The organism is Streptomyces sp. DG1A-41 (genome assembly GCF_037055355.1).
Lineage (GTDB): Bacteria > Actinomycetota > Actinomycetes > Streptomycetales > Streptomycetaceae > Streptomyces.
Genome location: NZ_CP146350.1, coordinates 8,727,746 through 8,742,965 on the forward strand (window position 1 = coordinate 8,727,746; position 15,220 = coordinate 8,742,965).

General features: G+C 73.3%; 11 protein-coding genes. 2 read left to right on the plus strand and 9 right to left on the minus strand.

The features are described 5' to 3' along the window. Nucleotides 1-8: 8 nt before the first annotated feature. Nucleotides 9-959 carry a TIM barrel protein gene (locus V8690_RS40370; RefSeq protein WP_338784967.1) on the minus strand — a complete coding sequence of 317 codons (951 nt, stop codon included), beginning with the start codon at nt 957-959 and terminating at the stop codon, nt 9-11. Between the two features lie 231 nt (nt 960-1,190). On the opposite strand from V8690_RS40370, the gene V8690_RS40375 reads away from it, so the two are divergent. Beyond that, on the plus strand, nt 1,191-2,183 hold the full coding sequence (locus V8690_RS40375; RefSeq protein WP_338785642.1) for a LacI family DNA-binding transcriptional regulator: 993 nt from the start codon (nt 1,191-1,193) through the stop codon (nt 2,181-2,183). A gap of 8 nt (nt 2,184-2,191) precedes the next feature. Here the strand turns inward: V8690_RS40375 and V8690_RS40380 are convergent, their stop codons facing one another. From V8690_RS40380 to V8690_RS40390, 3 genes are all read right to left on the minus strand, one after another. After that, on the minus strand, nt 2,192-3,193 hold the full coding sequence (locus V8690_RS40380) for a substrate-binding domain-containing protein (protein ID WP_338784968.1): 1,002 nt from the start codon (nt 3,191-3,193) through the stop codon (nt 2,192-2,194). A 251-nt stretch (nt 3,194-3,444) separates the two neighbouring features. After that, entirely contained in the window at nt 3,445-3,855 is a 411-nt protein-coding gene (locus tag V8690_RS40385; protein ID WP_338784969.1) for a VOC family protein, read from the minus strand. Nucleotides 3,856-4,119: 264 nt separating this feature from the next. Then, a complete protein-coding gene (locus tag V8690_RS40390; RefSeq protein ID WP_029181052.1) occupies nt 4,120-4,350 on the minus strand; it encodes a hypothetical protein in 231 nt (76 codons plus the stop codon). 219 nt (nt 4,351-4,569) lie between these two features. Here V8690_RS40390 and V8690_RS40395 point away from each other — a divergent pair, with 219 nt between their 5' ends. Beyond that, nucleotides 4,570-6,291 (plus strand): hypothetical protein, encoded by a 1,722-nt coding sequence (locus V8690_RS40395; protein ID WP_338784971.1) that lies wholly within the window; start codon nt 4,570-4,572, stop codon nt 6,289-6,291. Nucleotides 6,292-6,357: 66 nt separating this feature from the next. Here V8690_RS40395 and V8690_RS40400 read toward each other — a convergent pair whose 3' ends face one another. From V8690_RS40400 to V8690_RS40420, 5 genes are all read right to left on the minus strand, one after another. Beyond that, on the minus strand, nt 6,358-6,999 hold the full coding sequence (locus V8690_RS40400) for a cutinase family protein (RefSeq protein WP_338784972.1): 642 nt from the start codon (nt 6,997-6,999) through the stop codon (nt 6,358-6,360). Between the two features lie 139 nt (nt 7,000-7,138). Then, nucleotides 7,139-8,356, minus strand: a complete 1,218-nt coding sequence (locus V8690_RS40405) for a helix-turn-helix domain-containing protein (protein ID WP_338784973.1) — start codon at nt 8,354-8,356, stop codon at nt 7,139-7,141. A 122-nt stretch (nt 8,357-8,478) separates the two neighbouring features. Beyond that, nucleotides 8,479-9,435: an alpha/beta hydrolase family protein gene (locus V8690_RS40410; RefSeq protein ID WP_338784974.1), complete on the minus strand. Its 957-nt coding sequence runs from the start codon at nt 9,433-9,435 to the stop codon at nt 8,479-8,481. A gap of 21 nt (nt 9,436-9,456) precedes the next feature. Next, the gene (locus tag V8690_RS40415; RefSeq protein ID WP_338784975.1) at nt 9,457-13,455 is read right to left on the minus strand and encodes a type I polyketide synthase; all 3,999 of its coding nucleotides are present in this window, start codon (nt 13,453-13,455) and stop codon (nt 9,457-9,459) included. After that, on the minus strand, nt 13,452-15,215 hold the full coding sequence (locus tag V8690_RS40420) for a fatty acyl-AMP ligase (RefSeq protein ID WP_338785643.1): 1,764 nt from the start codon (nt 15,213-15,215) through the stop codon (nt 13,452-13,454). The genes V8690_RS40415 and V8690_RS40420 overlap by 4 nt, the downstream gene beginning before the upstream one ends. Nucleotides 15,216-15,220: the final 5 nt, after the last annotated feature.

The window sequence follows — 15,220 nt, forward strand, 5'->3', positions numbered from 1 at the left end:
GCCGCTCCTTACCTGTCGATGTTCGGGCGCCGGGTACCCGACAGGCCGCAGCCGGCCAGGTGTTCACGGGTGCTGACCGCGATCGGCAGCGGCACCTCGGGAGCGCACGGGTACAGGTCCTGCTCGACGATCACGAACAACTCGGCGTCGAGCTTGGCGAGTTCGGCCACCACATCGGCCGGGTTCGGCACCCCGGCGGGCGGCGACACGCACACCCCGCGCTTCACGGCCTCACCGAAGGACAGGTCCTCGGCCGCGGCCTGCGCCAGGATCTCCGGGTCCATCTGCTTGATGTGCACGTAGCCGACCCGCTCACCGAAGCGGCGGATCACATCGAGGTTGTCCCCACCGCCGTACGCGACATGCCCGGTGTCCAGGCAGAGGTTCGTGTACCGGCTGTCGGATTCGTTCAGCAGCCGCTCGATCTCCGCTTGCGTCTGGATGTGGCTGTCGGCGTGCGGATGGACGACCAGGCGTACGTCGTACTCCTCCAGCAGCAGCTTGCCCAGCCGGTCGGCGGCCCGGCCGAACCCGGCCCACTGCTCGGCGGTCAGCTCGGGCGACTCGGTGAATGCGCCCGTCTTCTCGTCCCGGTACATCGGCGGGATGAAAACGAGATGGTGCGCCCCCGCGGCGGCGGTCAGCGCGGCGACCTGCCGGACATGGGCGAGCATCTCGTCCCACGCCTCGGGCCGGTGCAGCGCGCCGAACGCGGTACCGCCGGAGACCTTCAGCCCCCGGGCGTCCAGTTCGGCCTTCAGCCGCCGCGGGTCGGTGGGGAGGTAGCCGTACGGGCCGAGCTCCAGCCACTCGTACCCGGCCTGGACCAGCTCGTCGAGGAAACGGGTGTACGACACCTGGTGCTCGTCCTCGGGGAACCAGACGCCCCAGGAGTCGGGGGCGGAGCCGAGGCACAGGTTGCCGACGGTCGTACGCAGCGGGGCTGGCGCCGTTGCCATGGTGAGAGTCCTTCGGGGAGAGGAAGGGGGCCGGAAACTGATGCGCTCTACTAGCGCGCTCTAGTTCGAGTACGATGGCCCCTGTCCAAATGTCATGTCAATAGGTTGTTGCCGGGAGATTGCGGGGTCCTCGTACGGACCTCGCACGGACTCGTGCGGGACGCCCCGTAAGGTGGTCGGCGTCGGAGGGTGGGTTCACACGTGGATGCATCGGGCAGGCAGCGGCCCACGATGGCGGACGTCGCCGAGCAGGCGGGCGTGTCCCGCGCGCTCGTCTCGATCATCTTCCGCAATCAGGCGGGGGCCAGCCGGGAGACGCGGGAGCGGGTCCTGCGCGTGGCCGACGAGATCGGTTACCGGCCCGACAGCGCGGCCCGGCTGCTGGCCCGTGGCCGCAGCCGCACGCTCGGCGTGATGTTCACCGTGCACCAGACCTTCCACACGGACCTCATCACGGGCATCTACCCCGAGGCCGAGCGGCTCGGCTACGACGTCCTGCTCTCCGGGGCCACCCACGGCCGCAGCGAGGCCAAGGCGGTCGAGGCGCTGCTCAGCCACCGCTGCGAGGCGGTGATCCTGCTCGGCCCGGACGCCGAACCCGCCTACCTCGCCGAGCTCGGGGAGCGCACGGTCACCGTCTCGATCAGCCGCCGCGTGCCCCAGGCCCATGTCGACTTCGTGCACTCCGCCGAGGGCAAGGGCGTCCGGCAGGCCATGGACCACCTGGTGGAGCTGGGGCACCGCCGGATCGTGCACATCGACGGCGGACGCGGTCCCGGTTCGGCGGAGCGACGGCGTGCCTACCGTGCCGCGATGCGCCGCCACGGGCTTCAGGCGCAGGCACGGGTGCTTCCCGGTGAGCACACCGAGGAGTCCGGTATCGAGACCGGTCGGCTGCTGCTGGCCGAACGCGACAGCGGACAGCCGCTGCCGACGGCGGTCCTCGCCGGCAACGACCGCTGCGCGATGGGGCTGCTGATGACCCTGACCCGGGCGGGCGTCGAGGTCCCGCGCGACCTGTCCGTCGTCGGCTACGACGACAGCCACCTTTCCCACCTGATGCCGATCGGCCTGACCACCGTCCGCCAGGACGCGTCCCTCATGGCCGAGCACGCGGTCCGCTTCGCCGTCGAACGGCTGGAGAACGGGGAACTGCCGCCGAGGGAGGCGGTGCTGGACCCCAGACTGGTGGTGCGGGGGACCAGCGGGCCCGCCCCGGCGTAGGGCGCCCCCTAGCGCGTTCCCTTCTTCGCGAACTCGGCGACACTGTCGACGTTGTCCTTCGTGACGAAGGCCGGCCCGGTGAGCACGGGAGCGGTGCCGCCGCCGCTGACGTTGCCGTTCGTCTTGTAGAGCCACAGCGCGTCGACGGCCAGGTAGCCCTGGAGGTAGGGCTGCTGGTCGACGGCGAACTGGATGTCGCCGCCCTGGATGGCGCCGACGAGGTCCTTGTTGAGGTCGAAGGTGGCGACCTTGGCCTTGCTCCCCGCGTCCTTGACCGACTGCACGGCCGTCAGGGCGATCGGGGCGCCCAGGGTGACCACCTGGTCGATGCTGGAGTCCTTCTGCAGCTTGGCGGTCAGCGTCGACTTCACGGACGGCATGTCGGTGCCGTTGACGTAGACGTTCTCCGTCGTGCCCTTGAAGCCCTTCTTCAGGCCGGCGCAGCGCGCTTCCAGCGCGACCTGGCCCTGCTCCTGGATCACACAGACGGCGTGCTTGGCGCCCTGCTGGTTGAGGCGCTCACCGAATGCCTGGCCGGCGATGTTCTCGTCCTGGCCGAAGTACTCGAGCATGCCGAGTTCCTTCCAGTTGTCCAGGCCGGAGTTGAAGCCGACGACGGGGATGCCGGCCGCCTTGGCCTTGGCCACGACCGCCTTCATGGCGTCGGGCTTGGCGGCGGTGAGCGCGATGCCGTCGACCTTCTGGTCGATGGCGTTCTGCACCAGGTTGGCCTGGTTTCCGGCGACGGGGTCGCTGGAGTAGACGAGCTTGATGTTGTCCTTCGCGGCAGCGGCCTGGGCGCCCTTGCGGATCAGGTCCCAGAAGGTGTCGCCGGGTGCCGCGTGGGTGACCATGGCGACGGTCATCCTCGGGGTGGTGGCCTTGCCCGCGGCGTCGGTGCCGCCGGTCTCGGACCGCTTCCCGCCGGAGCCGCTGGAGCAGCCGGCGGCGAGCAGCGCGCCCACGAGGACGGCGGTGGTCAGGGCGGCGGATCTGTGGTGTCTGCGCATGTCGGGTGCACCTCGGTGTGCTGGGGAGAGCGGGTCGTGCCCGGTCCGGGGAGGCAGCTGGAGCGCGTCACTAGCGCGCTCTAGTGACCGGTACTATGCGGGCGCCTTCGAGTGATGTCAACAGCTTTGTCAGGACGTTCCAACAAACAGGGCGTTCCGGCAAAACAGGGCCGCCCGCACACACCGGCAGTGCGCGGTGTGTGCGGGCGGCCCCGCGGGGCGGAGGTCCCTGACCGTCCGGTCGGTCCCGCTCAGCTCTCCGATGCGCTGATGTTGACCATCCACGGGACGCCGAAGCGGTCCGTGCACATGCCGAACACGTCGCCCCACATCTGCTTCTCCAGCGGTACCGACACCGAGCCGCCCTCGGACAGCCTCTCCCAGTAGCCGCTCAGCTCGGCGTCGTCGCCGCTCAGGCTCACCGAGAAGGGCTGGCCCGGCGCGGACTCCATGCCCGGCGGGTTGTCGGCGCCCATCAGGGTGAAGCCGCTGGGGGTCTCCAGCATCCCGTGCATGATCTTGTCGGCGTTCGGGGCCTCCGCCTGGCCGAAGTCGCCGTAGGTGTTGAGGGTCAGGGTGCCGCCGAAGACCTCCTGGTAGAACTCCATCGCCTGCCGGGCGTCGCCGTTGAAGGTCAGGTACGGGTTGAGACGCGAGACCATGAGAACCTCCTGAAGGGGCCGAGGGTCAGGTGCGCGCAGCGTAACGCCGGGTACCGAGAACGGCTCGCCGAGCGGCGCGGTGCCAGGGGTGGCGCGGTGTGCCCCTACGACCGTCGACGCCGTCAACCGCGCTGCGCCCACCGCGACCGCCTCCCCCGGCTGGCGCCGGGGGAGCGGGGGCCGTGTCGGAAGCGCATTGAGACGTGACCCTCGCACGTGAGAGGACCCAGGAAAGGAGACCTCGCGAAAGGGGCCCACGAGGGCTCAGGCCTCGTCGGACGATCCGTTGTTCCAGTCGTAGGGGCCCCCGCCGCGCCACTCGATCAGCTCGGTGTCGTCGACGGCCGTGTCGGTGGTGGGCAGGCCCTCGCGGTGCAGCAGGTCCAGCACGTCGAAGAGGCTGTAGGCGACGCCCATGCGCTCGCCGTGGATGGTCACCAGCCGTCCGCCGTCCGACGCGGGCGGCTGCACGACCACAGGGGGTTGACCGTCCATAGCCCCACCATGCTCCCGAAACCGCCGGTTCGCAGCTCGGCCGGGCCCATCAGGGGGCCTTGAGCGGGACGAGTCGGCCGGGTTCGCCGGTCCGGCCCACCGGTTCCGAGTCCCAAGGCGCAGGGGCCTCTGTGCGCCGGTGACAAGGCGCGATCCGGAAACTGAGTTCTCATCAGCACCCCCTGAGCGCTCCCCTGCCGCAGCCATAGCGTCCATGGCATGGACATGAACCTTTCGAGAAGAGGGAAGTGGCGCGGTGCCGCACTGGCGGTGCTGCTGACCGCCGGGACGCTCACGGCCGCCGCTCCGGGTGCCCGGGCCGACGGCGCGCGGACCGAGACGCCGGTCGCGTCGACGTCACCGGTGACCGGGGTGACGGAGTCGGTGGTGCGGGTGAGGGTGCCGCTGCCGAAGGCGGCCGGGCCGCGTCCGGCCGCCTGCGACTGGCTGTCGTACCTGCGCTACCGCTCCGCCGACGGTCCGGCCGCCGCGGCCGACGCGGACCGGATCCTCGTCGCGCAGCCCGGCATCCTGGAAGGAGCCGGGGCGTTCGACAGCGTGGCCCGCAACACCGTGGCGCGAGCCGCCGAGCGGGGCCTGCACATCGAGTTCTGGGCGCTGGACCGGCGCTCCAACTGCCTGGAGGACCGCACCGGCATCGCCTCCGGCGACCAGCACACCGCCGTCGACTACTACTACCGCGGCAGGCAGGTCGACGGCCGGACCTTCGGCGGCTTCGCCGGCAACGCGGAACTGGGATGGATGGCGAAGCTCGGGATCGAGCAGACCGTACGCGACCAGTACGACCTGCTCGCCGCCGAGTTGCCCGGCCAGGCGCAGCGCAAGCGAAAGGTGCTGTGCGGTGGGCACTCGCTGGGCGGTGTGATCACCGGGTACTTCGCCGCCGCCGACTTCGACGGCGACCGGGCCACCACGGCGGACGCCGGCTACAACCAGTGCGCCGGCTACTTCGCCCTCGACACGACCGTCTCCACCTCGCTGGCCGACCTCCGCGGCAGCCTGCCGGACGACACCAACCTGCCCGACATCGGCCTCGGTTACGGCGTGATCCAGGCCGGGCTCGACAGCGGGGTGCTGCCCCGCACGCTGTCCGCGCCGGTGCTGCTCAACCCCGAGACCATGACCCTGCTCGGGATCGCGGGGATGGGCGCCCTCAAGGACCCGGACGCCGAGGCGGACCTGCCGCGCTACCTGCCCTCCAACCTCAACATCGAGACCACCCACCGCTTCCTGTTCTCCAAGGACACCGCCGCCTTCCTCACCGGCAAGCCCGCCGTGAAGGACTTCCGGCTCACCAACGGCGCGGTGCTCGGGGCGCTGCTGGACGACAACTCCGTGCCGCTGGCGTTCCTCCAGACCAGCGTCGGCTTCTTCGACGGCGGGCCGGTCGCCGACAAGAGCTTCCCCGTGGCCAACGGCGGTGCGCGGCAGCCCGGGCTGTACGGCACCGCGTACAAGGCCATCCCGGACCGGCCGCAGGGACCGCTCTACACCTGGCGCAACTACGACCGCGTCGGCGACCCCGACGACCCCGGCTACAAGTCGGCCGACGGCACGCCGTTCACCGGCGCCGGCGAGGAGGTCACCGATGTGCGGCAACTGGCCCGCAGCCTGGCCGAGCAGCCGCTGGACTTCACCGAGCAGTACTTCCCGACCAAGCTGGTCACCGACATCGAGATGTCCGGCTCGCCCCAGGTGAAGAAGCTCGTCGTCCACCCCGGAGGCCTCACCGCCAACCCGGTGCTCACCGTCCTGGCCGGTGAGGGACTCCTGGCCGGCCGGGCCCCGGCCGAGCTCCACCCCGTGATCGCCGACGGCTACCAGCACCTCGACGTACTGACCGCCGCGCCCACCCAGAACAACGGACGGCCCGAGGTCGTCTCCACCAGCCTCGCCGGGTTCGCGCAGTCTCCGCGCTGACCTTCCGAGTACGCGCAAGGGGCCCGGGAGGAGATCCTCCCGGGCCCTTCGGTGTGCTGCCGGGGCTCAGAGCCTGCCCGCGGCGAACGTCGCCGCTTCGTCCGCGTTGTCGCGGTAGCTCAGGTGTGCCCCGGTGTCGCCGCCGCCGCTCTCGCAGACGGGGTCACCCTTGGCGCAGATGTCCAGGGTGCGGCTCTGGTACGTGCCGGTGACGCTCTTGCCGATGGCCCGGATCGGGTTGCCGAACAGCAGTACCGCGGCGACCTTAGGCTCGACCGACGCGGGCAGGGTGGCCACGATGGGGCTGCCGACCACCGCGCCCGCGCTGCTGATGCCGATCGAGTTGTCGACGACGTTCGCGCCCTGCGAATAGCCGACGAGAACGAACCGCTGATTCGGGCAGGCGGCGGCCTGGCTCTGCACGTGGTTCACCAGGTCCCTGTTGCCCTGCGCTGCAGACGTCAGGGAAAGGTTGGCGGGGTAGTCCACGGCGTAGCTGGACAGGCTTTTGCCCGTCACCTTCTTCTTCAGTGCGGAATACACGGGGTCACCGACGATGAAACCGAGCGTGCCCGGCTCGAAGGTGCCGCGCGCCGCGACGACTTCGACGTCCGAGCAGGCCGCGGCCGCAGCCGGGGGAGCCGAGAGGGTGGCAAGTCCGGCCCCGCCGGCCAGCGAGAGCGCGGCGAGACATAAACGGATACGCATGGGGGAATCCTCCGAAGGTGAGGCGCATCGAGCGCCTGCGAAAAAGGACGGCCCGAACGTATTCGCTTTCCTTGGCCAGGTGTTATGGACTGGATTATGGAATCGCCGCGGTTTTTTGTCGTCGATTGAGTACCGGCATTCAGTTCTGTGGTGTGCGCAGTGACTCCGCGCGCAGCGCGAGAATCAGGTCGAGGCGGGTTTCCGGATCGTGCAGGGCATCACCGAACAGCTTCTCCAGCTGGCGCAGGCGGTAGCGGACCGTCTGCGGGTGGATGTGCAGCCGTACGGCGACGTCGGGCACGTTGCTGCCGCTGAGCAGCCACGCCAGCAGCGTCTCGGCGAGCCGGTCACGCTGCCCGGCCGAGACCGTGTCGAGCGGCGCGAGGACCCGCTCCCGGAGCCGTTCGAGCAGCGGCTCGTCGCCGTACAGCAGCAGGGTCGACAGATGGTCGGCGCACCGCACCACGCCCTGGCGGGGGAGGATCCCGCGTCCCATCAGCCCGAGCGCCCGAGTGGCGAGGCGCAGAGACTGCGCGGCGTCGGTGACCGCGACCGTCGGGCCGACCGCGGCGGGCCGGCCGCGCAGCGCGAGTGTGAACGCCCGGCCGAAGCGGCCGGAGCCGTCCGGGTCGGGCACCAGCATGCGCGGCGGCCGGGACTCCATGTCCACCAGCGCGCCCGCCGCGGCCAGCGGCCGGTCCTCCTCCTGCCGGTCCGGCGCCGCCGCGAGCGCCACCACGGCGACCGTCCTGGGCACCGCCCAGCGCGCGCTGTGCGCCAGATCCTGCACGGCCTCCAGCGCCACCGGCCCGTCCTCCAGCAGCAGGTCGAGCAGCCGCTTGCGGCGCCGCTCCAGCTCGTCCGAACTGCGCAGCTGGGCCTCCGCATAGCCGGCCGCGGCCGCCTGGGCGACCTCGTGCACGGTCCGGAACGCCAGCTCGCCGAGCGCCGCGACGACCGTGGAGTCCAGGCCGAGTTCCTCCGCCGTACGACCCATCAGCCGCCAGGCGTGCAGCCCCCCGACCCGCAGAGCGGACTGCAACGCGTCCAGGCTGCGGCCCTCCAGGGCCTCACCGCGCCCGAGTTCGTAGTACGTCGTCGCGATCGCGCCCCCGTCGTCCTTGGGGTCGGCGATGTGGTCGACGAACAGGGTCAGCGCCTGCACCACCCCGGCCCGCAGGTTCCTGCCGTACGCCCCGTCGGCGGGCCGCGCGTACTCGGGAACCTCACGGCGGACCTCCTCCTCCACCTGGTCGGCGACAGCCGCGAGCTGGGCGCGCAGCAGCTGCGCCAGATCGGGCGGCACCGGTGGCGTATCAGGGCGGTTCGGCAAGCCGTGCGGGGTGGGCACAGCCATCACGGGCACTCCTTTCGGCCGGAAGCGGCTCACCCGCGGGCTGTTGCCGCTGGGACGAGCGGGAAGTCCTGTGTTGGACGGACGACCCCTGCGCTCCGTTCCGTGCCCCGACGGCACCCCCGTCACTCCGGCACGCCCAGGGCCTGGGCGAGCATCGGCCACGAAGCGGTGAACTCCCGCTTCCAGTAAGGCCAGTCGTGTCCTCCTCCCGAGTAGAGGTGCGTGGTCGCCGGGATACCCAGGAGGGACAGCGTGCGCGCGAAGCCCTGGGCCGAGGGCCACAGGGCGCTCTCCAGCACGCCGGGCAGCGGATCGCCGCTGCCGCCGCCCACTCCGCTGCCCTGCGAGACGTACAGGGCGGTGCCGCGCAGTCCCGTGGCGCGGGCCCGCGGATTGAAGTCCCGCCAGGTCAGCAGGTTCAGCAGCGGGTGCCCCCACAGGGACGCGGCCGGCAGGTTCTCGCGGGCCACGATGGCGTCCATGATGGCGGGAACGCCGGGCGCGGTGGTGTCGAGGACACCGCTGTAGGAGGCCGCGGCCTTGAACGCCCCGGGGTGGCGGGCCGCGTGGGCCATCGCGCCGTAGCCGCCGGTGGAGACCCCGGCGACCGCGCGTACGCCGGAGGCCCGGTAGTCCCGGGCGAGCAGCGCCGGCACCTCCTTCACCTGGAACGTCTCGTAGTCGGGGCCATCGCGCCAGACGCTGGGTATGCCGGTGGGGCCCGCGTCCGGCATCGCGACGATCAGGTCGCGGCCCTCGGTGAAGGCCTCGATGTCGGCCTCCCGGGTCCAGGACGTGTAGTCGTCGTGGGCGCCGTGCAGCAGATACAGCACGGGGTACGTCCGCTCCGGCCGCGCCTCGAAGTCCGACGGCAGGATCAGCCGGACCGGCGCGCTGCGGCCGAGCGCGGCGGAGGGCAAGGACACGTCCAGCGTGCGCGGCCCGAGCCGGGTGGCGGCCCCGGCACGGGCCGTACCGCTCGCGGCCCCGAACAGGACGGCGAGACCGGCGGCGGCCGTCGCTCTGGCGACAGTGCGCCGGGACACTCCGGCAGCGGGCTTCGGCGGCAGGTCGGACATGGCGGCTCCTAGGGTTTTGGTTCAGGGGGCCCGCTCGGCGAGCACCCGGCTCAGGTGGGCGGCGATCGCGTCGACGTGCGGCGGATCGAGCAGCGACAGATGGTGACCGGGCACCGGCACGACCTCCAGGCGCGGGCACACCTCGTCCCAGCCCAGCGCCTCGTCGTCCCGTTCGTACGCCGGGTCGTGCACGGTGTGGGGCGCGGGGTCGGTGGCCCGGTAGAGGACGACCGGCTCGTCGTAGCGGCCGGGCCGGTGCGCCTCCCCGATGCCCATGTCCAGGTAGGAGTCGCGCTGGTGCTCCAGCGCGGCGGGCGGCACGTCGGCCGCCTGGCGCAGCGCCCGCAGCACGGTGTCGATGCGGTCCCGGTCGTCGTCCATGGCCACGAGCTCGTCGTACGGCAACTCCAGCCGGGCGCCGTAGGCGTCGGCGACATGGACGGCGAAGCCCTCGAAATGCGCCCGGATCCGGTCGGCGCGCGTCACGCCGGGCCGGGGAAGGGGGCGTACGGAGTCGATGAGCACGACCAGCGGCACGTCCCGTCCGGCGGCGGTCAGCTGCCGCGCGGTCTCCTGGGCGACGAAGCCGCCGAAGGACCAACCGCCCAGCAGGCAGGGCCCGTGGGGATGGGCGGCGGCGATCGCCTCGGCGTAGCGGCGCGCCTTCTGCGCCACGGTCCGGGCCTCCTCGATCCGCTCCAGCCCGTACACCGGCCGGTCCTGCCCGAGCCGCTCGGTGAGCGCCCGGTAGACGGTGGCCGGGCCGCCGGCCGCGTGGACGAGGAACAGCGGCGGCCGGGAACCGGTGGCGCGCAGCGGGCGCAGCGGGGTGTCCTCGCGGGGGAGGGCGTGCTGGATCCGGGCGGCGGCGTCCTCGACGGTGGCGGCGGCGAACAGGTCCCGCAGGGGGAGTTCGATGCCGAACTCGCGCTCCACGGCCGTGCGGACACGGACGGCCATCAGCGAGTCCAGGCCCAGGTCGGCCAGGGCGGTGTCCGGCGTGACACGGGTGGCCGGGTGTCCGGTGACGGCGGCGACGTGGTGGGTCAGCCGGGCCAGGACCGACGAGGGCTCCGCCACGTCCGCGGGCGGTTCCGCCGGCTCCGGCACCGGCTCGGTGCGGGCCCGGCCGTCCGTCCACCAGTGCCGTACGTGCCGCCACCGGGGCACCGGCAGGTCGACGACCCGGCCGGGCGGCACGGGCAGCCGCTGGCCCGCCACGTACAGGGCGCCCAACTGTCCGGCGAACGCCTCCGCCCCGTCGGCGTCCCGGCGCAGGGTGGCCAGGGCGAGGGCACCGGGCACGGTGTCGGCGACGGCCCCCGTCAGCACCGGGTGGGGCGAGATCTCGACGAACGCCGTGTGGCCGTCGGCCGCGGCCGACGCGAGCGCCCGGTCCAGGCGGACGGGCCGCCTGAGGTTGGCCGCCCAGTGGGCCGCGTCGAACACGCAGCCACCGCGCGGATCGTCGAGGACGGTCGAGTACACCGGGACACGCGGCCGCCTGCCCCGGATGCCGGACAGCGCGGCGGCGAGCTCCGGCAGCAGCGGGTCCACCTGGGGCGAGTGCCCGGCGCCGACGACCCGCATGACCCGGGCCGCCCGGCCCTGCCTCTCCAGCCGGCGCACCAGCCCGGCCACCGCGGTCTCCTCGCCCGTGACGACCTTCTGCCGGGGCGAGGAGTGCACGGCGACGTGCACACCCGGGAAGTCCCGCTCCAGGGTCTCCAGTTCGGCGTCGTCCAGGTCCACCACGGCCATCGCGCCCCCGCTCAGCCCGCTCAGCAGCCGGGCCCGCACGGCGATGACACGCGCCCCGTCCGCCACGTCCAGCGCGCCCGCGTACACCGCCGCCGCGACCTCGCCCATGGAGTGGCCGATCACGGCCGCGGGTTCGACCCCGTACGAACGCCACAGCTCGGCGAGTGCCAGCTGAAGCCCGAACAGCACGGGCTGGGCGACGTCCAGGCGGTCGAGGCCGGCCCCGGAGGACAGGTGGTCGTACAGGGACAGGCCGCACTCCGGGGCGAGTTGCGGGTCGAGTTTCTGCACGGCGGCGGCGAACGCGGGTTCCTCGGCCAGCAGCCGGCGGCCCATGCCCGGCCACTGGCTGCCGTAGCCGGAGAAGACCCACACCGTGCCGTGCCCCACCCGGTCACGGTCACCGGTCACCACCCGCGCGTCCGGCCGCCCCGCCGCCAACGCGCGCAGCGCATCGAAGAGTTGGGCGCGGTCCCGGGCGACCACGGCGGCGCGTACGGGACCGCGGCCGGTGCGCCCGGCCAGGGTCCGGGCCACGTCGGCGGGGTGTGCGGTGTTCTCGCGCAGCCAGTCGGCGAGCCTGCCCGCCGTGTCGCGGACGCGCCCGGCGTCGAGGTCGGACAGCACATACAGACGGGCGGCGGGCTCCTCGGCCTGCCGTACGGGGACCAGGCCGGGCGGTCCCTCCGCAAGCACCACATGGGCGTTGGTGCCGCCGAAGCCGAACCCGGAGACGCCCGCGAGGGCGGTGCCGCCGTAGCGGGGCCAGGGCTCCGGCTCGGTCACCACCCTGAGCCGCTCATCGGTGAGGGACGTGCCGTCCGCGCAGTGCAGGGACGGCGGAATGCTGTCGTGGTGCAGGGCCAGCACGGTCTTCACCAGGCCCGCGATGCCCGCGGCCGACTCCAGATGACCCAGGTTGCCCTTGACCGAACCCAGCAGCAGCGGCTGGTCCGGGTCGCGGCCCGCGCCGAGCACCGCGCCGAGCGCGCCCGCCTCGATCGGGTCGCCCAGCGGGGTGCCGGTGCCGTGCGCCTCCACGTAGTCGACCTGCGCCGCGGCGAGCCCCGCCCGCGCGTACGCGCTCTCCAGCAGCGCCCGCTGAGCGGCCGGGTTGGGCGCCATCAGGCCGTTGGAGCGGCCGTCGGAGTTGACGGCGGTGGCCCGGATGACGGCCAGCACACGGTCGCCGTCCCGCTCGGCGTCGGACAGCCGCTTCAGGATCACGGCCGCGCAGCCCTCGCCGCGCCCGATGCCGTCGGCCGCCGCCGAGAACGGCTTGCACCGCCCGTCCGGTGCGAGCGCGCCCGCTCTGCGGAAGGCGACGGTGACGGCCGGCGACAGCAGCAGGTTGACGCCGGCGGCGATCGCCGTGTCGCTCTCGCCCGTGCGCAGGCTGACACAGGCGTGGTGCACGGCGACCAGCGAGGACGAGCAGGCCGTGTCGACGGCCAGGCTCGGCCCCCGCGTGTCCAGGACGTAGGCGAGTCGTCCGGCGGTCACGCTCAGGGCGCCACCGGCGGGCGCCCAGGGATCGACGGCGGCCGGATCGGCGCCTGTGAGCTGCCCGTACTCGGGGGCCGACACCCCGACGAACACCCCGGTGGCGGTGCCCGCCAGGGACCCGGCCGGGAGGGCGGCGTGGTCGAGTGCCTCGTGGACGACCTCCAGCAGGATCCGCTGCTGGGGGTCCATCACCGCCGCCTCGCGCGGGGTGACGCGGAAGAAGTCCGCGTCGAACCCGGCGATGTCGTCGAGATAGCCGCCGTGCGGATGCGCGTCGGCGGGCGGGAAGGCGGTGAAGTCGCGCCAGCGGTCCTCCGGGACGCTCCGGATCGCGTCGACGCCCTCGCTCATCAGTCGCCAGTAGCCGTCCGGGCCGTGCACTCCGCCGGGCAGCCGGCAGCCGACCCCGACGACGGCGACCGGCTCGGCGGTCCCGAGCGGCAGTCCGGCTCGCGGCAACGGCGCTGCCTTGGCTCGGGAGGTGACCGAGGCGCCCGAGTCGTCCGAGGCCTCCGCGTCGCACAGCCGCGCCACCAGGGCCTGACCGGTGGGCGTCTCCCACAGCAGCGTCGTCGGCAGCTCGCGGCCCGTCGCCCGGGACAGCTCACCGGCCAGGGCGACCGCGTCCCGCGAGGACATGCCGAGGTCGGCGAGCGGCCGGTCCATGGGGACGTCCTCGGGAGAGGAGCCGTACCAGACGGCCACCCGTTCGGCGATCAGGCGGCGCAGCGCGCCCTCGTCGAGGGGCCTCATCCCGCGGCACCCGCCGTCGCCGCACCGGCCTGCCCGCCGTACGCACCCTCCAGATACCGGGCCCGGGTCAGCGCCCGCGACACCTTCCCGCTGGAGGTACGCGGCACCGTGCCCGGCGGCACCAGGACGACGTCGGCCAGCCGCAGCCCGTGCCGGGCGGACACGGCACCGCGCACGGCCCGCACCACGGCCGGCACGTCGAGCTCGGCGAGGCGCGCGGTCCGCGCGTGCTCCGCCACGATCACCACCCGCTCACCGCCGCCGCCCGGCACGGCGAACGCCGCGAGCCGGTCCCGGCGCACCGCCGGGTCCGCCTCCTGGGCCGTCGCCTCGACGTCCTGCGGATAATGGTTGCGGCCGTCGACGATGATCAGGTCCTTCAGCCGCCCCGTGACGACCAGCTGCCCCTCCAGCACCGTCCCCAGATCGCCCGTCCGCAGCCAGCCGCCCGGAGCGGCCGCGGCGTCCGCGAACTCGGCGCCGAAGACGTCCTCCGCTCCCCGGCTCCAGTAGCCCCGGCCGACATTGGGCCCCTGCACCCAGATCTCCCCGACCTCGCCCTCCGACAGCAGGGCCCGCGTCACCGGGTCGGCGATACGGACCCGCTGGCCCGCCGGGGTGCCACAGCCCGCCAGCAGCACCGCCCGGGGATCGTCCGGCCGCGCCGGCAGGGCCTTCCCGGCGGCCAGGGCGTCACGGTCCAGCGCGAACCGGCTGAGCGGCTCACCCGGCCGGGCCGCGCAGACGAACACGGTGGCCTCGGCCAGCCCGTACGACGGGCAGTGCGTCTGCGGTGCCAGGCCCTGCCCGGCGAACGCGGCGTGGAAACGGTCGGCCGTGCCCGGCCGGACCGGCTCGCTGCCGTTGATCAGCGCGGTCACCCGGTCCAGCCGCAGGCCCGCCTTCTGGTCCTCGGAGACGCTCGCGGCGCAGTAGTCGTAGGCGAAGTTGGGCGCGGCGCTCACGGCGCTGGGATGCGCGGCGAGCAGCCGCAGCCAGCGCACCGGCTCGTGCAGGAAGGCGGCCGGGTCCATGAGCACCGACAGCGCCCCGCGCACCACCGGGGCCGCGGCACTGAGCACCAGCCCCATGTCGTGGTAGAGCGGCAGCCAGCCCACGCAGGTCACCGGACGGGTGTCGGCACCGTAGGCGGTGAGCGCCTGGCGGGCGTTGGCGACGACGTTGCCGTGGCTGATCTCCACACCCGCCGGGGCGCGGGTCGACCCGGAGGTGTACTGGAGATAGGCGGTCGCCTCGGCGTCCGTCGGGACGGGCCGCCAGTCGCGGGCGGCCTCGTCGGCCACCTGGTCCGCCACCACGATCCGCGGCCCGTCGGGGCCGAGGAGGTCACGCACCTCGTCCCGGCAGCGGCTCGTGGTCACGACGACCGAGGGACGCGCGTCGGCCAGGACACCCGCGAGCCGGTCCGCGTGCCCGGACAGGCCCGGCGGATACAGCGGCACGGCGACCAGCCCGGCGGCCAGGGCCGCGAGGAAGGCGGTCACGTACTCCGTGCCCTGCGGACACAGCAGCGCGATTCGGTCCCCCGGCCCGGCCTGGTCGGCGAGGCGCGCGGCCAGCGCCCGCACCCGTACGTCCAGGCGGCGCCAGGTCAGGGTGCGGTGGACGCCGCGCGAGTGCGGTGCCGGGTGCTCGACGAAGGTGAACGCCCTGCGGTCCGGGGTGGTTTCGGCCCAGTGCCGGACGTACTCCGGCAGCGTGGGGCACACGGGCGCGAGCGGGGGGCGGCGGCTGTCCATCAGGC

What these genes read in the sequence shown, in the direction of transcription:
- V8690_RS40370 (WP_338784967.1), bottom strand. Translation starts at nt 959, where the DNA reads ATGGCAACGGCGCCAGCCCCGCTGCGTACGACCGTCGGCAACCTGTGC.
- V8690_RS40375 (WP_338785642.1), top strand. Translation starts at nt 1,191, where the DNA reads ATGGCGGACGTCGCCGAGCAGGCGGGCGTGTCCCGCGCGCTCGTCTCG.
- V8690_RS40380 (WP_338784968.1), bottom strand. Translation starts at nt 3,193, where the DNA reads ATGCGCAGACACCACAGATCCGCCGCCCTGACCACCGCCGTCCTCGTG.
- V8690_RS40385 (WP_338784969.1), bottom strand. Translation starts at nt 3,855, where the DNA reads ATGGTCTCGCGTCTCAACCCGTACCTGACCTTCAACGGCGACGCCCGG.
- V8690_RS40390 (WP_029181052.1), bottom strand. Translation starts at nt 4,350, where the DNA reads ATGGACGGTCAACCCCCTGTGGTCGTGCAGCCGCCCGCGTCGGACGGC.
- V8690_RS40395 (WP_338784971.1), top strand. Translation starts at nt 4,570, where the DNA reads ATGGACATGAACCTTTCGAGAAGAGGGAAGTGGCGCGGTGCCGCACTG.
- V8690_RS40400 (WP_338784972.1), bottom strand. Translation starts at nt 6,999, where the DNA reads ATGCGTATCCGTTTATGTCTCGCCGCGCTCTCGCTGGCCGGCGGGGCC.
- V8690_RS40405 (WP_338784973.1), bottom strand. Translation starts at nt 8,356, where the DNA reads ATGGCTGTGCCCACCCCGCACGGCTTGCCGAACCGCCCTGATACGCCA.
- V8690_RS40410 (WP_338784974.1), bottom strand. Translation starts at nt 9,435, where the DNA reads ATGTCCGACCTGCCGCCGAAGCCCGCTGCCGGAGTGTCCCGGCGCACT.
- V8690_RS40415 (WP_338784975.1), bottom strand. Translation starts at nt 13,455, where the DNA reads ATGAGGCCCCTCGACGAGGGCGCGCTGCGCCGCCTGATCGCCGAACGG.
- V8690_RS40420 (WP_338785643.1), bottom strand. Translation starts at nt 15,215, where the DNA reads ATGGACAGCCGCCGCCCCCCGCTCGCGCCCGTGTGCCCCACGCTGCCG.